Raw genomic sequence first — 22722 nt, forward strand, 5'->3', positions numbered from 1 at the left:
CCGGCAGCTACGTAGGGGCTGCAGTGCGCGTGCAGGCGGGCAAGCGTTTCAAGGGCTTTGCCTCCGGCATGTCGAGCACCCGAAAGTTGACGGGCAATTCGCCTGCCTCGTTGTTCACGCGCGGCGTCATCGAGTTGAGCTTGCCATAGGAGCCGTGGGCGTTGACGGAGAAGGTCTGGGTTTCGCCCTCGTTGGCATAGGGATCGTCCAGCCTTGCCGGCGTATTCGCGCTCTCGACCGGAAGGCCGGCGAGCCAGCCAAAGCGGCAAGGCAGACCACGGAGAAGAGTCGCATAGCAGGCAGGTATCCGAACGGCAACGTTGACGGGCTCTGCGCTTCGAGTCCGTTTGCGCCGGGTGGATGTCGAGCCGCTGTCACACATGGAAATAGAGCGCGGATTGAGCAAACCGCTTAAATTTGTAATGATAGCCATTCTCAATTGAAAGGCATCGCCAGCTATTTGTCACATTTCTCCTCCTCTGTGACTGCCAGCCAGCCTCTCGACCGGACGACCAGGACTGCAAGCCGGGCCGTCCGGCCCCTTCCCCGAATAATTTTTATAGCCGCTGCCGGTGAGCGCAGGTGATCCGCCGCGCGCCGGCGACGCAGCAACCCACTGCGCCTGGAGCCTGGATGTGAATGCGCCTGATTCGATCGAAGTGAAACCCGCTGCCGCAAACAGCACCCAGTACACCGTCCATACGCCGGAGTGCGGCCATCATCTGATGGACGATGCCGAGCAGGCCGCGCGGCGCCAACGTTCGCGGCGCGCAACTTTCATCAAGTGGCTGCGCAAGGTGCATGGGTGGGTCGGTCTATGGGGTGCGGTGCTGGGTTTGATGTTCGGCGTGACCGGTTTTCTGCTGAACCATCGCGGTGGGCCGCTGAAGGTGCCGACAGGCGAGCCGCAGGTCGAGGAAATGCAGATTCCCGTGCCGCAAAAACCGCTGCATTCGCCGATGGAGATGGCGAAGTGGCTGAAGAAAGAGCTGAACATCGACGGCAAGCCGGGGCGCTCGCGTCGCGAGCCGGCGCATCCGGTGGCGTGGGGCGATCGAAGCACGATGCAGCCGGAGTTCTGGCAGGTCGGCATCATGGGGCCGTCGCAAAGCATGCAAGCCGAGTACTGGGTCGGCAACAGCTTCGTCTCGGTGAAGCGCACGCAGAACTCGTTTCTTGCCACGATGAACAATCTGCACAAGGGCGTGGGCTTGAGTGTCGGCTGGGTGCTGTTGATCGACACGATTGCGGGCAGCCTCATTCTGCTGTCGCTGACCGGTGTGTTGCTTTGGACCGAGTTGAATAAACGACGCGTGGTGGGCGTCGTGCTGATCGGCGGGTCGGTGATCGCGGCGGTGGTGTGCGGGTTGACGTAAGCAGTTGAGCGGCACGGCTGACGTGCGCAGCGCAAACGGGCCTGCGGCCGCGGCCTCTACCGCGCCGCGTCACCACTTCGTCGTCACCGCCAGATCGCAACGCCTCTCTCAGAGACTTCCACTAAACGCTACATGCCGCGCCACCAGAAGCAGCGATCTCCCGTGCCGCCTTCGCACCTTCCACCTGCAGCAGCGTAGGCAACGAAACGCCGTTCTTGGCGGCCGTCACCTCGGCGAGAATGGACACGGCGATCTCAGGCGGCGTCCGGCTGCCGATATAAATCCCGACCGGCCCATGCAACCGCGCCAACTCGGTCTCGTTCAGATCGAACTCCTTTAGCCGCTCGCGGCGCGCCTGATTATTCCGGCGCGACCCCAAAGCACCGACATAAAACGCCGGTGTCTTCAGCGCCTCCATCAGCGCGAGATCGTCGAGCTTCGGGTCGTGCGTCAGCGCGATCACCGCGCAGCGTTCGTCGAGCTTCATGTCGATCACGGTGTCGTCCGGCATCGTCCGCACGATTTTCGTGCCGGGGATGTTCCACTCCTCGGTGTATTCCTCGCGCGGATCGCACACCGTCACCTGATAATCGAGCCCCACCGCGATGTGACACAGGTAGCGCGACAACTGCCCCGCGCCGATCACCAGCATCCGGTAGCGCGGGCCGTGAATCGTCAACAGCCGCTCGCCGTCGAAATGCACGCCGTCGGTCGCCTGCGCGTCGCCGAGCCGCACCGAACCCGTGGTCATGTCGACATCGCGCACGACGAGCCGGCCGTTCTCCACGGCGTGGCACAGTTCGGCGATACCGCTTTGTTTCGTCAACGGTTCGAGCACCAGCTGGATCGTGCCGCCGCAAGGCAGGCCGAAGCGATGCGCTTCCTCGGCCGTGATGCCGTACTTCACCGCTTCCGGATGCGTCTGCTCGATGCCCCTATGCCGCACCCGGTCGATCAGATCGTCTTCGATGCAGCCGCCCGACACCGAGCCCACCACGAGCCCGTCGTCGCGCACCGCGAGCATCGCGCCCTCGGGACGCGGCGACGAGCCCCACGTCTTCACCACCGTCACCAGTAGCGCGCGATGTCCTTCTTCCAGCCAGCGTGCGCTGGACTTCAGGACTTCGAGATCCACGCTGTCCATGATCGTTTCCTTTTCGTTGCGTCTGCGTCTGCGTCGGCACCGGACTCGGCAGCCGACGCGTCATTCGATTCCGTACCGGTCTGTGCGGCAGCGGCCTCGTCGCCGTCGGCGGGCGCGGCACTGTCGCCCCCGCCCTCTCCCGCGACCTGTACGCCGAAGCGTTTGAAGAACTCGCCAGCAATTTTACGCGCCGCGCCGTCGACGAGCCGCGAGCCGATCTGCGCGAGCTTGCCGCCGACCTGCGCGCTCGCCGTGTAGGTGAGCTTCGTCGCGGCGTCGCCGTCGGGTTCGAGCGTGACGCGCGCGTTGCCTTTCGCAAAACCCGCCGCCCCGCCCTGGCCCTCGAACACGATGTTGTACGCGTTCGGCGCGTCGATATCGGTCAGCTGCATGCGGCCCTTGAAGCGCGCCTTCACCGGACCGACGGCGGCGCTCAGCGCCACCAGATACGCGTTCTCGCCATCCGGGTCGATGCTTTCGCAACCCGGGATGCAGGCGCGCAGAACCTCCGTATCGTTCAGCGCGTCCCAGGTGCGCTGCTGCGCGATCGGCAGTGTGTGGGTTTCGGTCAATTCCATGAGGTTGCTCCTGCGGTTGTCGTGGCGGCGCGGGTTGGGCGCGGCGCGCGCGTGAGCTGCGCGAGATCGCGGCCGAACGCAGCCAGACTGTCCAGATTATGAACCGGGCGATGCGCATCGACATACGGCAGGATCGCCTGCACGCCGCGCGCCTTCGGAGAAAAGCCGCTGAAACGCAGCAGCGGATTGAGCCAGACGATGCGGTGCGCGAAGCGGCGCAGACGCGCCATCTCGATGTCGAGCACGTCGATCGCTTCATGGTCGAGGCCGTCGGTGACGAGCAGCACGGTGGCTCTGCCGGTCAGCACGCGACGCGCCCAGCGGCGGTTGAACTCGGCGAGCGCCGCGCCGATCCGCGTGCCGCCCGACCAGTCGAGCACCTGGTCGGTGAGCGTCGCGATCGCCACGTCGGGGTCGCGCTCGCGCAGCGCGCGCGTCGCGTTGGTCAGGCGTGTGCCGAACAGGAACACCTGCAGACGTTCGCGCGACTGCAGCAGCGCGTGGCAGAAATACAGCACCGCGCGCGAGTAACTGCTCATCGAGCCGGAAATGTCGAGCAGCAGCACGAGCGGCGGCTTGCGCTCGACCACCGCGCGATATTTCCACACCGTCCAGTCGCCGCCCGCGCGCACCGCGTGCCGCGCGCTCGCGCGCAGGTCCGCATGGGTGCCGTGCGAGGCGGCCTTCAGACGGCGCGTCGGCTCGGTCGCGAGCGGCAGCCGCTGGCCGCGGATCAGATGGCGCAAGCTGCGCCACTCATCTGCGGAAAGCGTGTCGAAATCACGATGACGCAGCCGCTCTTCGGCGCTGAACGTGACGTGCGCGTGCAACTCGTGCTGTTCGGTTTCCTGCGGCGTCCTGCTATGCGGCGACGGCGGCGCGCGCACGGCCAGCGCATCGGCGAGACGGTTGTTGCGTTTGGGCGGCGGCAGACCGTCGCGGACTTTCGGCAGCAGCAGCGCGCGCAGCTTGCCTTCCCAGTCCGGATCGCGCCAGAACAGATCGAATGCCGCGTTGAACAGGTCACGTTCGTCGGGTGCGGAGACCAGCAGTGCGGCGAGGGCAGAGCGCACGTCGTCGCGGCGGCCGAGATCGATCCAGTGCAAGGCGGCGAGCGCGTCGACGGCTTGCGCGGGCGACATCGGCAGACCGGCGCCGCGCAATACGCGCACGAAATGGACGACGTTGCGGGCGAGCGTCGGCGTGTCGCCGCGCGGCACGGCGCTCACGCCCGAAGTCGCGCTGACGATTCGCGCGGCTGGCAAACCCACTCGCGGGTTTGAGTCGGAAGCGTCGCTATCGCTGTCGCCGCTGTCGGTTCGGTTCGTCATGCTGGCTATCCGGGCGCGGTGAGGCATTGCGCAATCTGCGCGGCATCCACGCGCGCCAGATCGTCTTGATACTTGAGCAGCACGCCTAACGTGTTCTGCACCGATTGCGGATCGAGCTCCGTCACCGACAGCGCCTCCAGCGCGCGGCACCAGTCGATCGTTTCGGCGATGCCCGGCGCCTTGAACAGATCCATGCCGCGCAGCCGATGCACGAAGTCGACCGCGCGCCGCTGCAACTGCACCGACGTCTGCGGCGCACGCGCGGCGACGATCTCCAGTTCGCGCTCGCGCTCCGGATAGCCGATCCATTGATACAGGCAGCGGCGTTTCAACGCGTCATGCACTTCGCGCGTGCGGTTCGACGTCATCACGACGAGCGGCGGCTGCGCCGCGCGCACGGTGCCGTATTCGGGAATCGATACCTGGAAATCCGACAGCAGTTCCAGCAGAAAGGCTTCGAACGGTTCGTCGGCGCGGTCGATCTCGTCGATCAGCAGCACGCGCCGCGCGCCGGGATGATGTTCGTCCGGCATCAGCGCTTGCAGCAGCGGCCGCTTCAGCAGGAATTCGCCGCGATACAGCGTGTCGTTATCAGGGCGCTCGCCGGCGGCTTCGGCCAGCCGCAGCGCCATGATCTGCCGCGGATAGTCCCACTCGTAGAGCGCGCTGGCCGTGTCGAGGCCTTCGTAGCATTGCAGCCGCAACATCGTGGTGCCCAGCATGCCGGCAGTGGCCTTGGCGAGCTCGGTCTTGCCGACGCCCGGCTCGCCTTCGACGAACAACGGCCGCTCCATGCGCAAGGCGAGATACAACGCGGTCGCCAGTTCGCGGCTGGCGAAATAGCGTTGGGCAGCGAGTTGCGCGAGGGTGTCGTCGATCGAAGCTGGCTGCATGGCGGTCCTGAATCTGCGCGCTCCGGTGGGTGAAGCGCGACGCCGGTGAAACGCGAAGCGGCGCGGCGCACTCGCCTCGCGTGGTTTGGCGAACGGGACGGCGCTGACGTGCTCAGGCAAACAGCACCACACGTCAGCCGCCGATAGCAAGGATCGCTAAGCGTTCGCCTTCGTTACCGCGCGCGCGGCCAGCACCGGGATCAGATGCGCGCGGTACTCGGCGCTCGCGTGCATGTCGGTGTTCAGATCGCCGGGCGGCACGCTGACCCCGCGCGCGGCGTCCGGCGTGAAATTCGCCGACAGCGCGCTCTCCAGTTCCGGCACACGAAATACCGCAGATGCCGCGCCCGTCACCGCGACGCGCACGCCGCTCGCGAACTTCGCGACGAACACACCGACCAGCGCGAAGTGCGACGCGGGATTGCGGAATTTCTCGTAGGCCGCGCGCTCGGGAACCGGAAACTCGACGGCGACGATCAACTCGTCGGACGCGAGCGCGGTCTCGTACATGCCGACGAAGAAGTCGCTCGACGCGATGCGCCGCCGCTCGGTGACGATGGTCGCATCCAACGCGAGCGCCGCCGCCGGATAGCAGGCGGCGGGGTCGTTGTTGGCGAGCGAGCCGCCGATCGTGCCGAGCGCGCGCACCTGCCGGTCGCCGATATGCGCGGCGAGATTCGCGAGACCGGGCGACACGCGCCGCAATTCCGCGTGATCCGCGACGTCGGCATGACAGACGGCTGCGCCGATCGTCACCTTGCCCGCGTCGACGGTGATCGACTTGAGCGCGGGAATCCGCGTCACGTCGATCAGTTGCGACGGCTGCGCGAGACGCAGCCGCATGGTGGGCAGAAGGCTTTGGCCGCCGGCCAGAAATTTCGCGTCGCTGTCGGCGGTGAGGAGGGCGGCGGCCGCTTTGGGATCCGTCGCGCGTTGATACTCGAATGAATACATGTCGAATGCTCCGCTCAGGATCTCAATGGGTTTGGGCTGTGCGAATCGCGGACCACACGCGATGCGGCGTCGCCGGCATTTGCAGATCGGTCACGCCGAGCGGCGCGAGCGCGTCGATGATCGCGTTGATCACCGCCGGCGGCGAGCCGATCGCGCCTGCCTCGCCGCAGCCTTTGACGCCAAGCGGATTGTGCGTGCACGGCGTGCCCTTCGAGGTTTCGACGGTGAAGTCCGGCAGATCGGACGCATGCGGCATCGCGTAGTCCATGTACGAGCCGGACAGCAGCTGGCCACTGTCGTTGTCGTACACGCAGCGCTCCAGCATCGCCTGGCCGATACCCTGCGCGAGCCCGCCATGCACCTGGCCTTCGACGATCATCGGATTGATCACGTTGCCGAAATCGTCGACGGCGGTGAACTTCTGGATGCGGCACACGCCCGTTTCAGGATCGACTTCGATCTCGCAGATGTACGCGCCCGATGGATACGTGAAGTTGCTCGGATCGTAGAACGCGCTTTCTTCGAGGCCCGGTTCGAGCACGTCGAGCGGATAGTTGTGCGGCACGTACGCGGCGAGCGAGATTTCGGCGAATGCCTTCGTGCGATCGGTGCCCGCGACGCGGAACACGCCGTCCTTGAACTCGATGTCTTCGGCTGCGGCTTCCAGCAGGTGCGCGGCGATTTTCTTCGCCTTCGTTTCGATCTTGTCGAGCGCCTTCATGATCGCGGAGCCGCCGACAGCGATCGAGCGCGAGCCATACGTGCCCATGCCGAACGGAATCCGGCCCGTGTCGCCGTGGACGATCTCGACGTTTTCCAGCGCAATGCCGAGCCGGTCGGCGACCACTTGCGCGAAGGTCGTCTCGTGTCCCTGGCCGTGACTGTGCGAGCCCGTAAACACGGTGACCGACCCGGTCGGATGCACGCGAATCTGTCCGACTTCGAAGAGACCGGCGCGCGCGCCCAATGCACCTGCGATATTCGACGGCGCGAGACCGCACGCTTCGATGTAGCACGAGTAGCCGAGCCCGCGTCGCTTGCCGTTCCTTTCGGATTCCTGCCGACGTGCTTCGAAACCTTTGACATCCGCGAGTTCGAGCGAGCGGGCGAGGATGGTCTCGTAGTCACCGGTGTCGTAGGTGAGGCCGACCGGCGTCGCATAGGGAAACTCGCGGATGAAATTGCGGCGGCGGATTTCCGCCGGATCGAGCTTCATGTCGCGCGCGGCGGTTTCGACGAGGCGCTCCACGACGTAGGTCGCCTCGGGGCGGCCCGCGCCACGATAGGCGTCGACCGGTACGGTGTTGGTGAAAACCGCTTTTACTTCTGCATAGATCGCGGGCGTCGCGTACTGGCCGGCGAGCAGCGTCGCGTACAGGATGGTCGGCACGCTCGACGCGAACGTGGACAGATACGCGCCCATGTTGGCGATCGTGTGGATGCGCATCGCGAGGAACTTGCCGTCCGCGTCCATCGCGAGTTCGGCTTTCGTCACATGATCGCGGCCGTGCGCATCGGAGACGAATGCTTCCGAGCGCTCGGCGGTCCATTTGACCGGGCGGCGGATCTTCTTCGAGGCCCACGTCAACGCGACATCTTCGGCGTACAGAAAGATCTTCGACCCGAAGCCGCCGCCGACGTCCGGCGCGATCACGCGCAGTTTCGATTCTGGCAGCGACAGCACGAACGCGGCCATCAGGAGACGCTCGACGTGCGGATTCTGATTCGCGACGTACAGCGTGTAGCTGTCGTCCTGCGCCGAGTAGCTCGCATTGACCGCACGCGGTTCGATCGCATTCGGAATCAGCCGGTTGTTGACGATGTCGAGCGTGGTGACGTGCGCGGCTTTGGCGAACGCGGCGTCGGTCGCGGCTTTGTCGCCGTGGCCCCAGTTGTAGCAGACGTTGTCCGGTACTTCATCGTGAACCGCGGGCTGGCCCGGATCGGCCGCATGCGCGGTGTCGACCACGGCGGGCAGCACGTCATAGTCTACCTCGATCAGTTCGGCGGCGTCTTTCGCGGCCTTGATCGAATCGGCGATCACCAGTGCGACCTGATCGCCGACGTGGCGTGCTTTCGTATGCGCGATGATCGGATGCGGCGGCTCGTTCATCGGCTTGCCGTCGGTGCTGTGGATCAGCCACCCGCACGGCAGCCCGCCGACGTTCTCCGCGGCCATGTCCGCGCCGGTGAAGATTGCGACCACGCCCGGCGACTGTTTGGCCGCGGAGATGTCGATGCTGTTGAGCTTCGCATGCGCATGCGGCGAGCGCAGGAAGACCGCATAGGTTTGCTGGGGCAGGACGATGTCGTCGGTGTATTGGCCGTTGCCGGTCAGAAACCGGTAGTCTTCCTTACGTTCGACCGAAGCGCCGATGAGGTGAGTGTCGGGTGCGTTCATCGTCGGCTCCTCAGGCGGTGACCGGAGCGGCATTGGAGGTGGCCGTGCCGGAGGACTTCATGCCCTCGGCGCCTTCTAGCACTGCCTTGACGATGTTGTGATAGCCCGTACAGCGGCACAGATTGCCGTCGAGCTCCGCGCGCACGTCTTCGCCGGTGAGTTCCGGCTGACGCTCGACGAGCGACACCGCGCTCATCACCATGCCGGGCGTGCAGAAGCCGCATTGCAGACCGTGGCAGTGTTTGAAGGCGGCTTGCATCGGATGCAGCGTGCCGTTCTGCGCGAGCCCTTCGATGGTGGTGACGTTCGTGCCTTCCGCTTGCACCGCGAGGATGTTGCAGGACTTGATCGCGCGGCCGTTCAGGTGGACCGTGCAGGCGCCGCACTGTGCGGTATCGCAGCCGATGTGGGTGCCGGTGAGGCGGAGTTGATCACGCAGGAACTGGACAAGCAGGGTGCCGGGGTCGATTGAGGCGCTAATGGGCGCGCCGTTCACCGTCAGACTGATGCTGATCGCCATGAAGTGTCTCCTGATGGGGATGAGACCGGACCTTTGTTTTCTTGCCTTCAGCTGCCTGTTCGTGGGGTCCGATAAGGGTGCTGCGGTTTTTATGAGTCTGCCGAAAAGTAAAGCACAAATCGGGCGGGCGCGCTATGAGGGGAAGTGTGCGAGCCGGTTTTGTTTTTTTGTTTGTCTGGATGTTGGGCTTTCGTTGAATTCGCTGCGCGTCATTTCTTGGGGTTTTGGCCTTTCCTTGATGTCGCGCTTGAGGTGTTGGCCTTTCCTTGATGTCACGGTGGTCTATTGGTGTTGCCCCTGTGCGGGGCGGCACTTACTTTCTTTGCCGCCGCAAAGAAAGTAAGCAAAGAAAGCGGCTTCACACCGCCAGCTCATAAGCGGGTCCCCTGGCTTGGAGGAGGTAGTGGAACATCTGGAATCGGTGCGCCCGCACATTCCACGCGAGTGACAAAGCCGTCATCCGCTCCCACTCCGCACTGCGTGCGTCGCGGATCGGTCTGCGAGGGAAACCAATGGCTTTGGTGGTGTGCGGTGGGTCTATCGGCTTCGCCCCGGCGAGGCGGCGCAAATGACGCGTATTGGGTAGGAGGCGTCCCGGAGGAAAAAAACGAATGGAGACAACTGGCTCATGAAGGGCCGGCCTTCAAGGCTTCAGGAAGGGCACGCGCCGGAAAAATGAGCTGGCGGTTTCAGGAATGACCGCGTCGGCGCGCGAAGCGTCGCCGGAAGAATGACTGCCTTGTCACCGAGGCTGAATGTGCGGGGGCACTGATTCCAGATGGACCACTGCCCCCTCCAAGCCAGGGGACCCGCTTAAGAATTAGCGGTGTGAAGCCGCTTTCTTTGCCTACTTTCTTTGCGGCGGCAAAGAAAGTAGGTGCCGCCCCGCACAGGGGCAACGCCAATAGACCACCGTGAACTCAAGGAAAGGCCAACACCCGAACAGCACACCCAAAGCACCGCAAAGGCAAAAAGAAACCTCACTTCGCGAGTTTCGAATTCCGCCGCGAATACCCAAAATAAATGACCATGCCGATCAAAAGCCAGACACCAAAAGCAGCCCAAGTCACACCCTCAAGATTGAGCATGAGAAACAGACACGACGCCACAGCCAGAATCGGCACCACCGGCACACCCGGGCAACGAAACGCCCGCGGCAACTCAGGATGCGTCTTCCGCAAAACAAGCACCGCAATCGACACCATGGAAAACGCGGCCAAGGTGCCGATATTGATCAGCTCGGCGAGCACATTCAACGGTACCAGCGCGCCGATCAAGCCGAAGAAAATCCCCACGAGCCACGTCGTGAAAAACGGTGTCGCAAAGCGCGGATGCAGCCGCGAGAGTCGCGCCGGCAACAGCCCGTCACGCGACATTGCGAAGATGATCCGCGTCTGACCATAAGCCATCACCAGAATCACCGTCAGCATGCCGAGCACGGCGCCAAGGTCGATAAATCCGGCGACCCACGTCTGCCCCGCTTCCTGCAAGGCGTACGACACCGGGTGCGAAATATTCGCGAACTTCGCCGACGGCACGATGCCCGTAACCACCGCCGCCACCGCCACGTACAACACCGCGCACACGGCCAGCGACGCGATGATCCCGACCGGCAGATCTCGCTTGGGATTTTTCACCTCTTCCGCTGCGTTCGACACCGAATCGAAGCCAATGAACGCGAAGAACATGACCGCGGCCGCGCCGAATACGCCGCTCCAGCCGTTCGGCATGAACGGATGCCAGTTGGCCGGGCTCACGTGGAAAACGCCCACGCCGATCACCAGCAGCACCACGGTCACCTTGATCGCGACCATGATGTTGTTGATCCGCGCGGATTCGCGAATGCCGATCGACAGCAGCGCGGTGATCACCATCATCACGAGGAACGCAGGCAGGTTGAACAGGGTCTCGTGGCCGGGCAATGCGCCCGGCGCCGCCGTCAGCGCGACCGGCAACGACACGCCGAAGCCCGACAATAAAGATTGCAGATAGCCGGACCAGCCCACCGATACGGCGGACGTGGCCAGCCCATATTCGAGCATCAGATCCCAGCCGATGATCCAGGCGGCCAGTTCGCCGAGCGTCGCGTACGAATACGTGTAGATGGAACCCGCGACCGGAATGGTCGACGCGAATTCGGCATAGGCGAGCGCGGCGAAGCCGCACGCGAGTGCCGCAATCAGGAACGAGATCATTAGCGCCGGGCCGGCTTGGACGGCGCCCGTGCCGGTCAGCACGAAAATGCCGGTGCCGATAATGGCGCCGACACCGAGGAGAGTCAGATCGAGTGCGCCGAGCTCTTTCTTCAAGCCGGCGTTCCGAGCGCTTGCCGCGATCATGTGCTCGACGCTCTTTTTGCGAAATAGGGACATTGGCGTGGGTCTCCAGTAGTGCACGCGTGTTGCGCGCCGAATGTCGGGGAAACCCGCGATTTTAGCGGATGCGCGTCGCCGTATTATTGTGGGATAGACAGCGGAGCGCCCACCCTGCGGGCGGAAACTCCCGGCCGGAGGGGCTTCGCGCGTGGCGTTCATGCGCAGGACGCATACCGGCAGCAAAGCTTTCGCTCGATGCTCGAATAATGGGGAGGGAATCTTTCTCTTGCAAACGCGCCGGCATCGGTTCGCTATTCAGCCGGCAGGGAAACGCGCCAGCGCAGGCGGGCTCAGCCGGCCATCGCCGGGTTCAGATCGACGAGGCGGTTACTCATCACATAGAACGTGAGTTCGGCGTTATTGCGCAGCTTCATTTTCTCGAGCAGCCGCGTGCGGTACACGCTGACCGTCTTGACCGACAGCGACAGCGCCGCCGCGATATCCGTCAGTCGTTTGCCCGACGCGAGCATGCAGAGCGTCTGATATTCGCGATCGGAGAGCTTTTCATGCGGCAGCTGTTCGCCGTCGAACGACACGTAGTCGGCCAGCGCTTCGGCCATCGCCGGGCTCACGTATTTGCGGCCGGCCGCGACCTGCTGGATCGCGGCGATCATCTGCGCGGCGTCGACCGTCTTCGACAGATAGCCGGCGGCCCCCGCCTTCAACGCGCGCACCGCGTACTGGTCCTCACGGTACATCGAGAACATCAGCACGGCCACGCGCGGCGCCTTGCGCTTGAGCCGCTTGAGCACTTCGACGCCGTTCATGTCGGGCAAGGAAATGTCGAGCAGCACGACGTCGTAGCTCTGCAGGCCGACGGCGGTGAGGGTGTCGGCGCCGCTTTGCGCCTCGATGACTTCGCGCGCCACGCCGCGGTCGAGCAGCAATTGGCGAACGCCCTGGCGAACCACGGCGTGGTCGTCGGCGATCAGGATGCGCAGGCTCATGACGGCGCGCTCACGATTGCAGCGCGCGCTGCTCGGCGCGAGGCGCGGGCGCGAGCATCGCGTCCCACGCAAAGCGCGCCTGCACCCGCGTGCCGCGCGGCGTGCTGGCGTCAGCGGCGCGGTGCGGGCCGCTGCGCCGGGCGCTGACGCGCAGCGTGCCGTCGAACGCGGCGCAACGCGCCTGCATGCCGCTTAGGCCGAAATGACCGCTTTGACCGGCATGGCCACGGCGTCGGCGGGCGTTGCGCGTGAGCCCGATCCCATCATCGCTGATGAGCAGCGTGAGGTGACGACGGCTCGTCTCGATGCGTACGTCGGCGGATTCGGCGCGGGCGTGCTTGACGATGTTATTCAGCGCTTCCTGAGCGACGCGGAACACGGCCAGCGCCGCGTCGGGAGGCAGGCGCGTGAGACGCGCGTCGGCGGCGCAGACGAAGCTCGTGCGCAGTTGCGTGCGGCTGGCAAAGTCGCTGGTCCAATGCGCGAGCGCCCCGACGATGCCGGCTTCCAGCGACGGCGCGTGCAACTCCGCGACGGCCTGGCGGCTCGCGGCGCACACCGCGTCGAGCGAACGGTTGGCGACGGCGAGCGCGGCGGCGCATTGCGACGGCGCGTGGGCGGGCAGCCAGGTTTCGACGCCGGCCAGCGCGAAGCGCGCCGCGGTCAATTCGGCACCCAGGCCGTCGTGCAGTTCGCGCGCCACATGATGGCAGGCGGTTTCGTGCGCCTGAACCAGTTCGGCCGACAGTTCGCGCACCCGCGCACGCAGTTGCGCGAGCTCGCGCTCGACTGCCGTGGACGGCGCGACGAATCCGTCGCGGGCCGCTGACGGGGAAAGCTGGGCGTTGAACGGGACGACAGTCGACGTATCCATGAGTTTCCTGTCAGGAAGCCGTACGGGCAGCGAAGCGGGTGCGCATCCGCGCCGCGAAGACGAAAGAACGCATGGAATCTCGAGCCTCCGGGTGTGGCCGTTACGCATAGCACGCGACGGGTAAAACGCCGTGGTGCGAAGTAACGAAATTTACATTCAGTAACATCAAGATCGGGCCACGAAAAGTCTGTGGAATTGCCTTATCGTGCGCCGGGATGATATCTCAAAAAAAGAAAAAATGCAGTCGCCCCAAGGGTTAGCGCTTATATCTCATGCAGTGCTTGATGTTGATCAAGTTCCAATAAGGCACATATATGTAGGAAGAATACCGACGCGAAATGTCAAATTTACGGCGCGAATTTGTAACTGGCAACAAAAAAGGAGCCCGGAGGCTCCTTTTTGTCGGATCTGCGCCGCAAGCGGCGAAAAGCAGTGTGCGGCTTAGCCGACGAACGCCTTTTCGACCACGTAGTGACCCGGCGCGTTGTTGCTGCCTTCCTGGAAGCCCAAGTCGTCCAGCAGCTTGCGCGTGTCGCGCAGCATGTGCGGGCTGCCGCACAGCATGATGCGGTCGTTTTCGAGCGAGAAGCCCGGCACGCCGAGGTCGGCGAACAGCTTTTCGGTTTCGATCAGCTCGGTGATGCGGCCGCGGTTTTGGAATGCTTCGCGCGTGACCGTCGGGTAGTACAGCAGCTTTTCCTGCACCAGTTCGCCCAGGTGCTCATGTGCCGGCAGATGGTCGGTGATGTATTCCTTGTACGCCAGCTCGTCGACGAAACGGCAAGTGTGCGTAAGCACGACGCGCTCGTAACGGTCGTAAATGTCCGGATCTTTAATGATCGACATGAACGGCGCGAGGCCCGTGCCGGTGGATAGCAGCCACAACGTCTTGCCCGGCAGCAGGTTGTCGACCATCAGCGTGCCGACTGGCTTCTTGCCGATCAGCACTTCGTCGCCGACTTTCAGATGCTGCAAACGCGATGTGAGCGGGCCGTCCTGCACCTTGATGCTCAGGAATTCGAGATGTTCTTCGTAGTTCGCACTCGCGAGGCTATAGGCGCGGATCAGCGGCTTGCCATCGACTTCGAGGCCCACCATCGTGAACTGGCCGTTTTCGAAACGGAACGACGGATCGCGCGTGCAGGTGAAGCTGAAAAGCGTATCGGTCCAGTGATGGACGCTCAGGACGGTTTGTGAATTCAGGTTGCTCATGGCTTCTTGGATAGTGCGAAAACAAAGGCGGCCAGTCGTTTGAGCCGGCCGGCACGGCAAGGGCGATGCTGCGCTCACCCGTGGACGGGAGTCACGCGCAATCTGCTATTTTACCGCGCCCGGAGCCGAAGGGCGGTGGCGCGACGGTTGAGCGTGGTGATGCGGGTTGCCGAACCTGGAAACGGCGGCACCGGCTGTCGAAACAATCGGGCGCCGCGAACGACGTTGGCGTGAAAGCGGCCGCGCTTCAGCAGGGGTACGGCGACGGGCGAAAAAGTCGCGCTAGGCCGCTGCCATCTGCCGTCCGGCATGCGCCGGATAGGCGCGCAGCGCGGGCAACCTGGTCAGGATCATACCGAAACGTGGCGTGCGCTGCAGCATTGACCCTGCTGAGAAAACTGGCAAATGGGGCGCAGGAAGGGGAAATCAGGTGGCCGGTGGATGGCAGGGCGTGAGCGCGGGGACTTTCTAGCCTGCATGGCCCGGTGTGCGATTTTTTGGTACACGAACGTGGACTCGGCGCGTCACGAGTTGACTTAGACGTAGGTCAGGCAAGGATCCGTTTATTTCCCAGTGCGATGACGCCGAGCAAAGTGAGCGACGGGACCAAATCGCCCGAAACCGCCCACAGCCTCACCTTGAAGTTGCCAACTCACCCGAGAGCCTACGCCGGCGCCGCCACCCGCTTTTTCCCGCGCTGTTTGAGCACTCGCGCCTGCAGGACGATCACCAGCAACAGGAACACGCCACGAATCACCGACTGCCAGTATGCCGACAAGCTGATGAAACCCAGCCCGTTTTCAAAGTTCAGCAGGTTGAAGACGAGACCGAGCAGCAGCACGCCGGCAATCGTCATCGCGACCGAGCCTTCGCCGCCGGTGAGCAGCGTGCCGCCGAGCACCACGGCCGAAATCGCGAACAGCTCCCAGCCGACGCCTTCGTTCGGCTGTCCCGCGCCGAACTGCGCGGCGAGGATCACGCCCGCCATGCCGGCGAGCAGCCCGCTCACCGCATAGGCCATCACCAGTGTGCGGTCGACGTTCAGCCCCATTAGTCGCGCGGCTTCCTCGCTGCCGCCGATCGCCAGCGAATGCCGCCCGAAACGCGTGCTGCGCAACGCGAGCCAGCCGGCCACGGCGGTGACCGCCGCAACGATCCCCGGAATCGGCAGGCCGAACAGATCGCCTTGGCCGAAGTTGCCGAAGTTCGATTCGGACGCAATCGACACCGCATCGTTCCTGCCGAGCAGCAGCGCGACGCCGTGTGCGCCGAGGCTCGTCGCGAGCGTCACGATGAACGGCAGGATTTTTAGCCGCGTGATGATGAGCCCGTTCAGCACGCCGGCCGCGAGCCCCGCCGCGCAGCCCGCCAGCACCGCGACCCAGCCGCCGTACACGCTGGTCAGCGCGGCGACGACGCTCGCGAGCGCGGCCACCGTACCCACCGACAGATCGATGCCGCCGGTGATGATCACGAAGGCCATGCCGATCGAGATCAGCGCGAACATCGAGTTGTAGCGCCAGAACGACGTGATGTTGTACGCCGAGCCGAAATGCTCGTAGCGCACGAGGCCGAAGACGACGAGGGCCGCCAGCGCGAGCAGGATAGGAAGATTCTTTTTCATCGCATGAGTCCGGGAGTGTCCGTAAGCTGCGTCAGGCGTTAGCGCGCGCGCCGTTGCACATAAACGGCCGCGACGATAATGCCGGCCTTCACCACCAGCGCCGCCGCGTCGGGAATGCCGTGCGCGAGCAGCGTATAGCGCAGCAACTGGATGATCAGCGCGCCGATCAGCGTGCCGCCGATGTACGCCTTGCCACCCGTCAGCGCGGTGCCGCCGACGGCGACCGCGGCGATCGCATCGAGCTCCACCCCGAGCCCGACCACGTTCGCATCGGAAGATGAATTCACCGAGATCGAGATCAGGCCGGCGAGACCCGCGAGCGCCGCGCACGACGTGTACGCGATCAGCTTGACGCTGGCGGTCGGCACGCCGCACAGGTACGCGGCTTTTTCGTTGCCGCCCGTGATCAGCAGGTACTGCCCGAACAGCGTCTTGCGCACGACCCACACGAACACCGCGACCAGCGCCAGCATCAGCAGCACCTGGAACGGCACGCCCGCGACCTTGCCGAGCGCGATCCACTGGAAAGCCGGCGTGTTGAACGCCTGCAGACTGCCGTCGGTGACGACCTGCGCGATGCCGCGTCCGGCGATGAACAGCACCAGCGTCGCGACAATCGGTTGCACGGATAGCCTCGTCACCAGCAAGCCGTTGAACACGCCGCACAACGCGGCGGCGAGCACCGGCAGCACGAACGCGAGCGCAATGCCGCCGGGCCCCGGTATGTTGAGGAACAGCATCGGCGCAAGCGCGCCGGAGATCGCCATCGATGCGCCCACCGACAGATCGATGCCCCCCGTCGCCACTACCAGCGTCATGCCGATGCCGACGATCACGATCGTCACCACCTGGGTCATGTTCACGTTGAAGGTTTGCAGCGACCAGAAGTGCGGCGTGAAGATCAGATTGAACAGCACCATCGCGAGCAGCACGATGACTTCGCGCTGCATCGCCAGGTGCCGCCATTTCTGCACCGTGCTCGCCGGTTTGGCGCGCGGCGCGGCGCTCATGGCCGAGGTGGCCTCGCCGTGTCGCGGCGGTTCCGTTTGCAACGATTCGGTGTGCAGCTTAAGCGCCATGACGGTCGCCCTCCAACGCGTCTTCGATATGGGCGGCGTGGGCCGCTTCCACCAGTGGCGAATGTCCTTCGCTGCCGTAGGCGATGGCGTCCATGATCGCGGTCTCGCTCATGTCGGCGCCGTTCAGCTCGGCGACCGTGCGGCCGTCGCGGATCACCACCGCGCGGTCGGCCACGGCGGTCAGCTCTTCCAGTTCCGATGCGGAGAGCAGCACTGCCAGTCCCGCGTCGCGCAACTCGCGCACGATCTTCGCGACGTCGGCTTTGGCGCCTACGTCGATGCCGCGCGTCGGTTCGTCGAGCAGCAGCAGCGACGGCTCGGCGGCGAGCCAGCGCGCGAGCAGCACCTTCTGCTGATTGCCGCCCGACAGCTCGCGGATCGGCTGATCGGCGGAGCGCAGCTTGATGCCGAGCGACGCGATGAAGCGGTCCACGATCGCCTGCTGTTTCTTCACGTCGACCACGCCATTCTTCGCGAGCGTGCGCAGGCAGACCAGCGTGAGGTTGTCGCGCACCGACAGTTCGGGGACGATGCCTTCGCCCTTACGGTCTTCGGTGAGGTACGCGAGGCCGCGCGCGATCGCGTCCTGCGGCGACTTCAATGTAACCGCCGCGCCGCCGATCGACAGCGAGCCGCGCTCCAGCGGATCGGCGCCGAACATCAGCCGCATGGTCTCGGTGCGGCCCGAGCCGAGCAGGCCCGCGAGACCCACCGCTTCGCCCGCATGCACGTCGAGCGACACGTCGCTCACCTTCGGATGCGCGCTCAACTGCGACGCGGCGATCGCCTGCTTGCCGCGCCGCGCGAGGTTCGCTTCGCGCGAGGCGGTGTCTTCCTGCACGACGGCGGCGAGTGTGCGGCCGAGCATCGTCGTGACGAGTTGCAGCTTGTCCATCTCGGCCATCGTGCTTTGCGCGACCGTCTGGCCATCGCGCATCACGGTGACGCGGTCGCACAGCGCATAAAGCTCGTCGAGCCGGTGCGACACGAAGATCACCGCGCGACCGTCGTCACGCAATTTGCGCACCACGGTGAAGAGCAGTTCCACTTCGCGTTCGTCGAGCGACGAGGTGGATTCGTCCATGATCACCATCTTCGCGTCGGACGACACCGCGCGCGCGAGCGCCACCATCTGCTGGATCGCGGTCGAATAGCGGCCGACCGGTTTCTTCACGTCGATCTGCAGGCCGAACGATTCGAGCAGCGCGCTGGCGCGCTGCTGCACCGCGCGCCAGTCGATCAGACCGAAGCGGCGCGGCTCGCGGCCGAGGAAAATGTTTTCCGCGACCGAGCGGAACGGCACCAGGTTGATCTCTTGATAGATCGTGCTGATGCCCGCTTCGCGCGCCTGCTTGGGCGTGCGGAAATCGACTTCGCGGCCTTCGAAGCGCACGCTGCCCGAACCGCGCCGATAGGCGCCGGTCAGGATCTTGATCATCGTCGATTTGCCGGCGCCGTTCTGGCCGATCAGCGCGTGCACCTCACCCGCGGCGACACTCAGATTCGCGCCGCGCAACGCGGGTACGCCGCCGAAGCTGATGCCAATGTCCTGCATCTCGAGCAGCGGCGCGCGGGTAAGGGGGGAGTGGGGTGTCTCTTTGCCGGATTCCGTCACGGGGAGTCCTCCTGATGCGGGTGCTGCGTAGGCTGCACGGCGAAGCGCCGTGCGCGTGCGGACTTGATGCTGAGGCGCAGCCGAATCGATGCGTCGAGACATGTTACGCCGCATAAAAGCGAAGCGACGGTCCGTGCAATCACGGGCGCGTCGCTTCGAACCCTTCCCGTCACCCGCCGACCGCGCAAGTATCTTGCATCGAGAGGAGACGTCTCAATGGCGGGTGATTTCCTGCTGCAACGCTAGCTGCTCTATCAATAGCCGTACTGCATGCTCTGCTGCACGTTGCTCTTGTCGTAGAAGCGGTCGGAGACCTTGACCCAGGTCGGGATCTTTTCGCCCTTCGCGTAACGCTGCGCGACGTCGCAGGCGAGGGGGCCGAAGAACGGGCTCGACTGCACGCTCGCGCCGAGTTCGCCGGCGGCGATCGCGTCGAGGCCGCCCTTGGTGCCGTCGATCGTCACGATCTGGATGTCCTTGCCCGGCTGCTTGCCGGCTGCCTTGATCGCGGCGATCGCGCCAAGCGCCATTTCATCGTTGTGCGCGTAGACCGCGGTGACGTCCGGATGCGCCTGCAACAGCGTTTCCATGACCTGGCGACCCTTGTCGCGCGCGAAGTCGCCGCTTTGCGACGCGATGATCGTCATGCCCGGATTTTTCGCGACGACTTCGTCGAAGCCCTTCTTGCGATCGTTCGCGGCGGACGCGCCGGTCGTGCCTTCGAGTTCGATGATCTTCGCCTTGCCGCCCGTCGCCTTGATGAGCCAGTCGGCGGCGCGATGGCCCTGATCGATGAAGTCAGAGCCGATGAACGTGATGTAGTCGCGGCCAGCAACGGCAACCGACTGATCGACATTGCGGTCGACCAGGATCACCGGAATGCCGGCCTTCTTGGCCTGCAGCACGACCGGTGCGAGCGGCTTCTCCTCACGCGGCGGGAACACCAGCAGATCGACGTGCTGCGCGATCATGCTCTGGATGTCGGAGACCTGTTTGGAGTTGGAGCCGTTGGCGTCGGTCATCACGACCTGCCAGCCGCATTTCGCGGCGACGTCCTTGAAGCTCTTGGTTTCCGCGAGACGCCACGGGTTGTTGCTTTCGGTCTGCGCGAAACCGACCTTCAGCGGAGTCTTGGTGGACAACTTCGGCAATGCGTCGTCGGCGTGCGCGGTGGCGACGCCGAAACCGATTGCCAGTGCCAGCAGCGAACCTGCCAGCGGACGAATCTGCTGCCTGCGCGCGAGTTTGCGCGACTGCGTGTTGTGCGACGCCATGTCTTCCTCCAGTACCTGGTGAGGTAGGTTGTATTTGCTTTTTGTGTTGCACCTGATCGGTCAGCGCTATTTTTGCCCGACCGGTGTGCCGATTATTCCATCAGGAATTATTATCGGTCAATCACTAATAATATTAGTTATTGGCTTTTTTGCCTCGGTAATTACCCTCACCGAGGCGCGTTCGACGAGCGGCCCATCGAGCTTGACCATCCGGTGCCGCACCGGCGCGCCGGCGGCGCGGTTGTGCTCTTCCTGCAGCAGTGTTTCGACGGCCCAGCGTCCCAGTTCGTAGTTCGGCAGCACCACGGTCGAGAGCGGCGGGTGCGTATGGCGGGCAATTTCCTGGTCGTCGTAGCCGAGCACCGAGACGTCTTCCGGCACGCGCAGACCCAGTTGCTTCAATGCTTCGATGGCACCGATCGCGGTCAGGTCGTTCGCGCAGAAAATCGCGGTCGGCGGATTGGCCTCGCGCATCAGCGAGAGCGTCAGTTCGAAGCCGAGGCCCGAGCTCCAGTCACCGTCGCGCACGAGTTCCGGCGCGAACGGCAGGTCGGCGGTGGCGAGTGCGGTGCGGTAGCCCTTCAGGCGGTCTTTTGACGCATCCTGCCACGGCTCGCCGTTGATGTAGCCGATCCGCCGATGGCCCGCTTGCAGCAGGTAGTCGGTGGCCAGATGGCCGCCCGCGACTTCCGCCGGCACCACCGACGAAAACCCGCCCTCGCTCGTGTAGCAGTTCAGCAGCACGGTCGGCACCTGCGAGAGCGCTGCCGGCGGCGTCACCTTGCGCGTGTAGACGGTCGCGTAGATCACGCCGAACACATGCGGGTTCGCGAGGATCGTGTCGAGCACCTGCTTTTCGATATCGGCGTTGCCGTGTGTCGAATAGACCGCCAGCATCTTGCCGCTCGCATAGGCCGCGTCGCGCGCGCCGTCTGCGTTGACGACCGGGTGCGGGCTGGTGGAGATTTCGTCGGCCAGATAGACGATCAGGTTGCGCTCGTCGGTCGAGGCCGCGACCGGCTCGCGCAGCGACAGCCGGTAGCCGAGATCGTGCGCGGCTTTGAGCACCTTGTTGCGGGTGGTTTCGGAGAATTTCGCGCCGGTCGCGTTGTTCAGCACGAGCGAAACAGTCGATTGCGACACGCCGGTGAGCTTGGCGATGTCGGTCATGGTCGGACGGCGTTGAGTCGATTTTTTCATTGGGCGGGCCGCGCGGTTGGCGGCGCAAAAGCTAAGGCATGCCGTGGGCATCGTGGTGCTGACGGTACCACTAATAATATGCGCGCGGCAACGCGCGCTAACCCGCCATTTGGGAGGACTCGATGAACGCCCGGAACCCATCCTTACGATAAATTTATTACTAATAATATTGACCGAAGCGCTTTGTCGTGCGATTCTCGGTCGCGCGGACCTCGACCGTCCGCCGGCCGCGCGTTGTGCGCGGCATGCCATAGGAGACACTGATGCGCGTTTTTGCCGTCATCCGCTCGAGGCCCTGCCTTTTCTGACCATGCGCGACGACGTTTCCTTGAATCCGATCCGGCCGCTTTCCACGGAGCTTGCGTGGCTCGACGATCCAGCGCTTGCGGCTTCGCTCGTCAGGTTGACGGCAGGCGCGTTGCGGGCGGTGATCGCGCCGGCCGTGGGCGGCGCGCTTGCGGCCTTCTACGAGGCCACGCCCCAGGGCCCGCTGCACTGGCTGCGGCCTGCTGCGCCCGCGGCGTTCGAACAACGCGATCCGCTTCGGATGGCGAGTTTCCCGCTGTTCCCCTACTGCAACCGGATTCGCGACGCGCGTTTCGAATTCGGCGGCGGCACCGTCGACTTGTCCGGCAACGACGAGCGCTTCGCGCATGCGCTGCATGGCAACGCGTGGCGGCGTCCGTGGCAAGTAGGCGCGCGCACAGACAGTTCGGTTGAGCTGTACTTCGAACATGAGCCCGACGCGCAGGTGGCCGGCGACTGGCCGTTTCGCTATCGGGCGCAGCAACGCATCGAGTTGAGCGGGGGCGAACTGCGCATCACACTGTCCGCACAAAACCTGGCCGAGCGGCCCATGCCGTTCGGCATGGGCCATCACCCCTACTATCCGCGTACCGCGCAGACCCGCGTGTACGCCGAGGTACAGGCCATGTGGCATGCCGACGCGGACGTGCTGCCGACGCATCTCGGCCCGCACCCCGCGGTCGACGCGCTGCGTGAAGGCATGTCGCCCGATGCGTTCGACCTCGACAACAACTTCGCCAACTGGACGCGCGAGGCAACCATCGCATGGCCCGACGAACACCGCCGCCTGACGATGACCGCCGACGCGCCGTTCGATCATATGGTGGTATTCGCACCAGCCAACGATCCCCAACTGTGTGTGGAGCCGGTAACCAACACCACCGACTGCTTCAATGCGGTCGGTATGCGTGATCAGGTGGGCGGGTGTGTGTTGCAGCCGGGTGAGGAGATTGCCGCGACGCTGAAGTGGACGCCGCAACGCGGGTAGCGTCGTATTGCGCTGCGCGCGCTGGCAGCAA

19 protein-coding genes are annotated in these 22722 nt (G+C 64.5%); 2 read left to right on the forward strand and 17 right to left on the reverse strand.

What is annotated here, in order from left to right; genetic code table 11:
- Positions 1-7: 7 nt before the first annotated feature.
- Positions 8-433, reverse strand: coding sequence for a hypothetical protein (locus tag HV770_RS38630; protein ID WP_246290904.1), 426 nt, complete (start codon positions 431-433; stop codon positions 8-10).
- 202 nt (positions 434-635) lie between these two features.
- Here HV770_RS38630 and HV770_RS14300 point away from each other — a divergent pair, with 202 nt between their 5' ends.
- The gene (locus HV770_RS14300; RefSeq protein WP_175160509.1) at positions 636-1376 is read left to right on the forward strand and encodes a PepSY-associated TM helix domain-containing protein; all 741 of its coding nucleotides are present in this window, start codon (positions 636-638) and stop codon (positions 1374-1376) included.
- A 121-nt stretch (positions 1377-1497) separates the two neighbouring features.
- Here HV770_RS14300 and HV770_RS14305 read toward each other — a convergent pair whose 3' ends face one another.
- The 16 genes from HV770_RS14305 to HV770_RS14380 all read right to left on the reverse strand — a co-directional run bounded on the left by HV770_RS14305 (position 1498) and on the right by HV770_RS14380 (position 21367).
- The gene (locus HV770_RS14305) at positions 1498-2520 is read right to left on the reverse strand and encodes an XdhC family protein (RefSeq protein WP_175160510.1); all 1023 of its coding nucleotides are present in this window, start codon (positions 2518-2520) and stop codon (positions 1498-1500) included.
- Entirely contained in the window at positions 2493-3098 is a 606-nt protein-coding gene (locus tag HV770_RS14310) for an SRPBCC family protein (RefSeq protein WP_175160511.1), read from the reverse strand. Before HV770_RS14310 ends, HV770_RS14305 begins: the two co-directional genes overlap by 28 nt.
- The gene (locus tag HV770_RS14315) at positions 3089-4429 is read right to left on the reverse strand and encodes a vWA domain-containing protein (RefSeq protein ID WP_246290906.1); all 1341 of its coding nucleotides are present in this window, start codon (positions 4427-4429) and stop codon (positions 3089-3091) included. The genes HV770_RS14310 and HV770_RS14315 overlap by 10 nt, the downstream gene beginning before the upstream one ends.
- 5 nt (positions 4430-4434) lie before the next feature.
- Positions 4435-5322: an AAA family ATPase gene (locus tag HV770_RS14320; RefSeq protein WP_175160512.1), complete on the reverse strand. Its 888-nt coding sequence runs from the start codon at positions 5320-5322 to the stop codon at positions 4435-4437.
- Positions 5323-5478: 156 nt separating this feature from the next.
- Entirely contained in the window at positions 5479-6276 is a 798-nt protein-coding gene (locus tag HV770_RS14325) for an FAD binding domain-containing protein (protein ID WP_175160513.1), read from the reverse strand.
- A 22-nt stretch (positions 6277-6298) separates the two neighbouring features.
- Complete coding sequence (locus HV770_RS14330) at positions 6299-8677, reverse strand: xanthine dehydrogenase family protein molybdopterin-binding subunit (protein WP_175160514.1); 2379 nt, start codon at positions 8675-8677, stop codon at positions 6299-6301.
- A gap of 10 nt (positions 8678-8687) precedes the next feature.
- A complete protein-coding gene (locus HV770_RS14335) occupies positions 8688-9197 on the reverse strand; it encodes a (2Fe-2S)-binding protein (protein ID WP_175160515.1) in 510 nt (169 codons plus the stop codon).
- A gap of 980 nt (positions 9198-10177) precedes the next feature.
- Positions 10178-11569 carry a branched-chain amino acid transporter BcaP gene (gene bcaP / locus HV770_RS14340; RefSeq protein ID WP_175160517.1) on the reverse strand — a complete coding sequence of 464 codons (1392 nt, stop codon included), beginning with the start codon at positions 11567-11569 and terminating at the stop codon, positions 10178-10180.
- Positions 11570-11862: 293 nt separating this feature from the next.
- Positions 11863-12519: a response regulator transcription factor RqpR gene (gene rqpR, locus HV770_RS14345; protein WP_175160519.1), complete on the reverse strand. Its 657-nt coding sequence runs from the start codon at positions 12517-12519 to the stop codon at positions 11863-11865.
- 10 nt (positions 12520-12529) lie between these two features.
- The gene (locus tag HV770_RS14350) at positions 12530-13393 is read right to left on the reverse strand and encodes a sensor histidine kinase (RefSeq protein ID WP_175160521.1); all 864 of its coding nucleotides are present in this window, start codon (positions 13391-13393) and stop codon (positions 12530-12532) included.
- Between the two features lie 441 nt (positions 13394-13834).
- Positions 13835-14605: a ferredoxin--NADP reductase gene (locus HV770_RS14355; protein ID WP_175160523.1), complete on the reverse strand. Its 771-nt coding sequence runs from the start codon at positions 14603-14605 to the stop codon at positions 13835-13837.
- A gap of 664 nt (positions 14606-15269) precedes the next feature.
- On the reverse strand, positions 15270-16229 hold the full coding sequence (locus HV770_RS14360; protein WP_175160525.1) for an ABC transporter permease: 960 nt from the start codon (positions 16227-16229) through the stop codon (positions 15270-15272).
- A 38-nt stretch (positions 16230-16267) separates the two neighbouring features.
- On the reverse strand, positions 16268-17239 hold the full coding sequence (locus HV770_RS14365) for an ABC transporter permease (RefSeq protein ID WP_425497422.1): 972 nt from the start codon (positions 17237-17239) through the stop codon (positions 16268-16270).
- 58 nt (positions 17240-17297) lie between these two features.
- Entirely contained in the window at positions 17298-18863 is a 1566-nt protein-coding gene (locus HV770_RS14370; RefSeq protein WP_246290922.1) for a sugar ABC transporter ATP-binding protein, read from the reverse strand.
- A gap of 314 nt (positions 18864-19177) precedes the next feature.
- A complete protein-coding gene (locus HV770_RS14375) occupies positions 19178-20197 on the reverse strand; it encodes an ABC transporter substrate-binding protein (RefSeq protein WP_175160531.1) in 1020 nt (339 codons plus the stop codon).
- Positions 20198-20314: 117 nt separating this feature from the next.
- The gene (locus HV770_RS14380; RefSeq protein WP_175160686.1) at positions 20315-21367 is read right to left on the reverse strand and encodes a LacI family DNA-binding transcriptional regulator; all 1053 of its coding nucleotides are present in this window, start codon (positions 21365-21367) and stop codon (positions 20315-20317) included.
- Between the two features lie 340 nt (positions 21368-21707).
- Between HV770_RS14380 and HV770_RS14385 the strand changes: the two genes are divergently transcribed.
- Entirely contained in the window at positions 21708-22691 is a 984-nt protein-coding gene (locus HV770_RS14385) for an aldose 1-epimerase (RefSeq protein WP_175160533.1), read from the forward strand.
- Positions 22692-22722 lie beyond the last annotated feature (31 nt).

The organism is Paraburkholderia fynbosensis, assembly GCF_902859935.1.
In the GTDB taxonomy this organism is placed as follows: domain Bacteria; phylum Pseudomonadota; class Gammaproteobacteria; order Burkholderiales; family Burkholderiaceae; genus Paraburkholderia; species Paraburkholderia fynbosensis.

Bases quoted from the DNA above. Each gene is read 5' to 3' on its own strand.
- HV770_RS38630 (WP_246290904.1), bottom strand. From the start codon at position 433: ATGGCTATCATTACAAATTTAAGCGGTTTGCTCAATCCGCGCTCTATT.
- HV770_RS14305 (WP_175160510.1), bottom strand. From the start codon at position 2,520: ATGGACAGCGTGGATCTCGAAGTCCTGAAGTCCAGCGCACGCTGGCTG.
- HV770_RS14310 (WP_175160511.1), bottom strand. From the start codon at position 3,098: ATGGAATTGACCGAAACCCACACACTGCCGATCGCGCAGCAGCGCACC.
- HV770_RS14315 (WP_246290906.1), bottom strand. From the start codon at position 4,429: ATGACGAACCGAACCGACAGCGGCGACAGCGATAGCGACGCTTCCGAC.
- HV770_RS14320 (WP_175160512.1), bottom strand. From the start codon at position 5,322: ATGCAGCCAGCTTCGATCGACGACACCCTCGCGCAACTCGCTGCCCAA.
- HV770_RS14325 (WP_175160513.1), bottom strand. From the start codon at position 6,276: ATGTATTCATTCGAGTATCAACGCGCGACGGATCCCAAAGCGGCCGCC.
- HV770_RS14330 (WP_175160514.1), bottom strand. From the start codon at position 8,677: ATGAACGCACCCGACACTCACCTCATCGGCGCTTCGGTCGAACGTAAG.
- HV770_RS14335 (WP_175160515.1), bottom strand. From the start codon at position 9,197: ATGGCGATCAGCATCAGTCTGACGGTGAACGGCGCGCCCATTAGCGCC.
- bcaP (WP_175160517.1), bottom strand. From the start codon at position 11,569: ATGTCCCTATTTCGCAAAAAGAGCGTCGAGCACATGATCGCGGCAAGC.
- rqpR (WP_175160519.1), bottom strand. From the start codon at position 12,519: ATGAGCCTGCGCATCCTGATCGCCGACGACCACGCCGTGGTTCGCCAG.
- HV770_RS14350 (WP_175160521.1), bottom strand. From the start codon at position 13,393: ATGGATACGTCGACTGTCGTCCCGTTCAACGCCCAGCTTTCCCCGTCA.
- HV770_RS14355 (WP_175160523.1), bottom strand. From the start codon at position 14,605: ATGAGCAACCTGAATTCACAAACCGTCCTGAGCGTCCATCACTGGACC.
- HV770_RS14360 (WP_175160525.1), bottom strand. From the start codon at position 16,229: ATGAAAAAGAATCTTCCTATCCTGCTCGCGCTGGCGGCCCTCGTCGTC.
- HV770_RS14365 (WP_425497422.1), bottom strand. From the start codon at position 17,239: ATGAGCGCCGCGCCGCGCGCCAAACCGGCGAGCACGGTGCAGAAATGG.
- HV770_RS14370 (WP_246290922.1), bottom strand. From the start codon at position 18,863: ATGCAGGACATTGGCATCAGCTTCGGCGGCGTACCCGCGTTGCGCGGC.
- HV770_RS14375 (WP_175160531.1), bottom strand. From the start codon at position 20,197: ATGGCGTCGCACAACACGCAGTCGCGCAAACTCGCGCGCAGGCAGCAG.
- HV770_RS14380 (WP_175160686.1), bottom strand. From the start codon at position 21,367: ATGACCGACATCGCCAAGCTCACCGGCGTGTCGCAATCGACTGTTTCG.
- HV770_RS14385 (WP_175160533.1), top strand. From the start codon at position 21,708: ATGCGCGACGACGTTTCCTTGAATCCGATCCGGCCGCTTTCCACGGAG.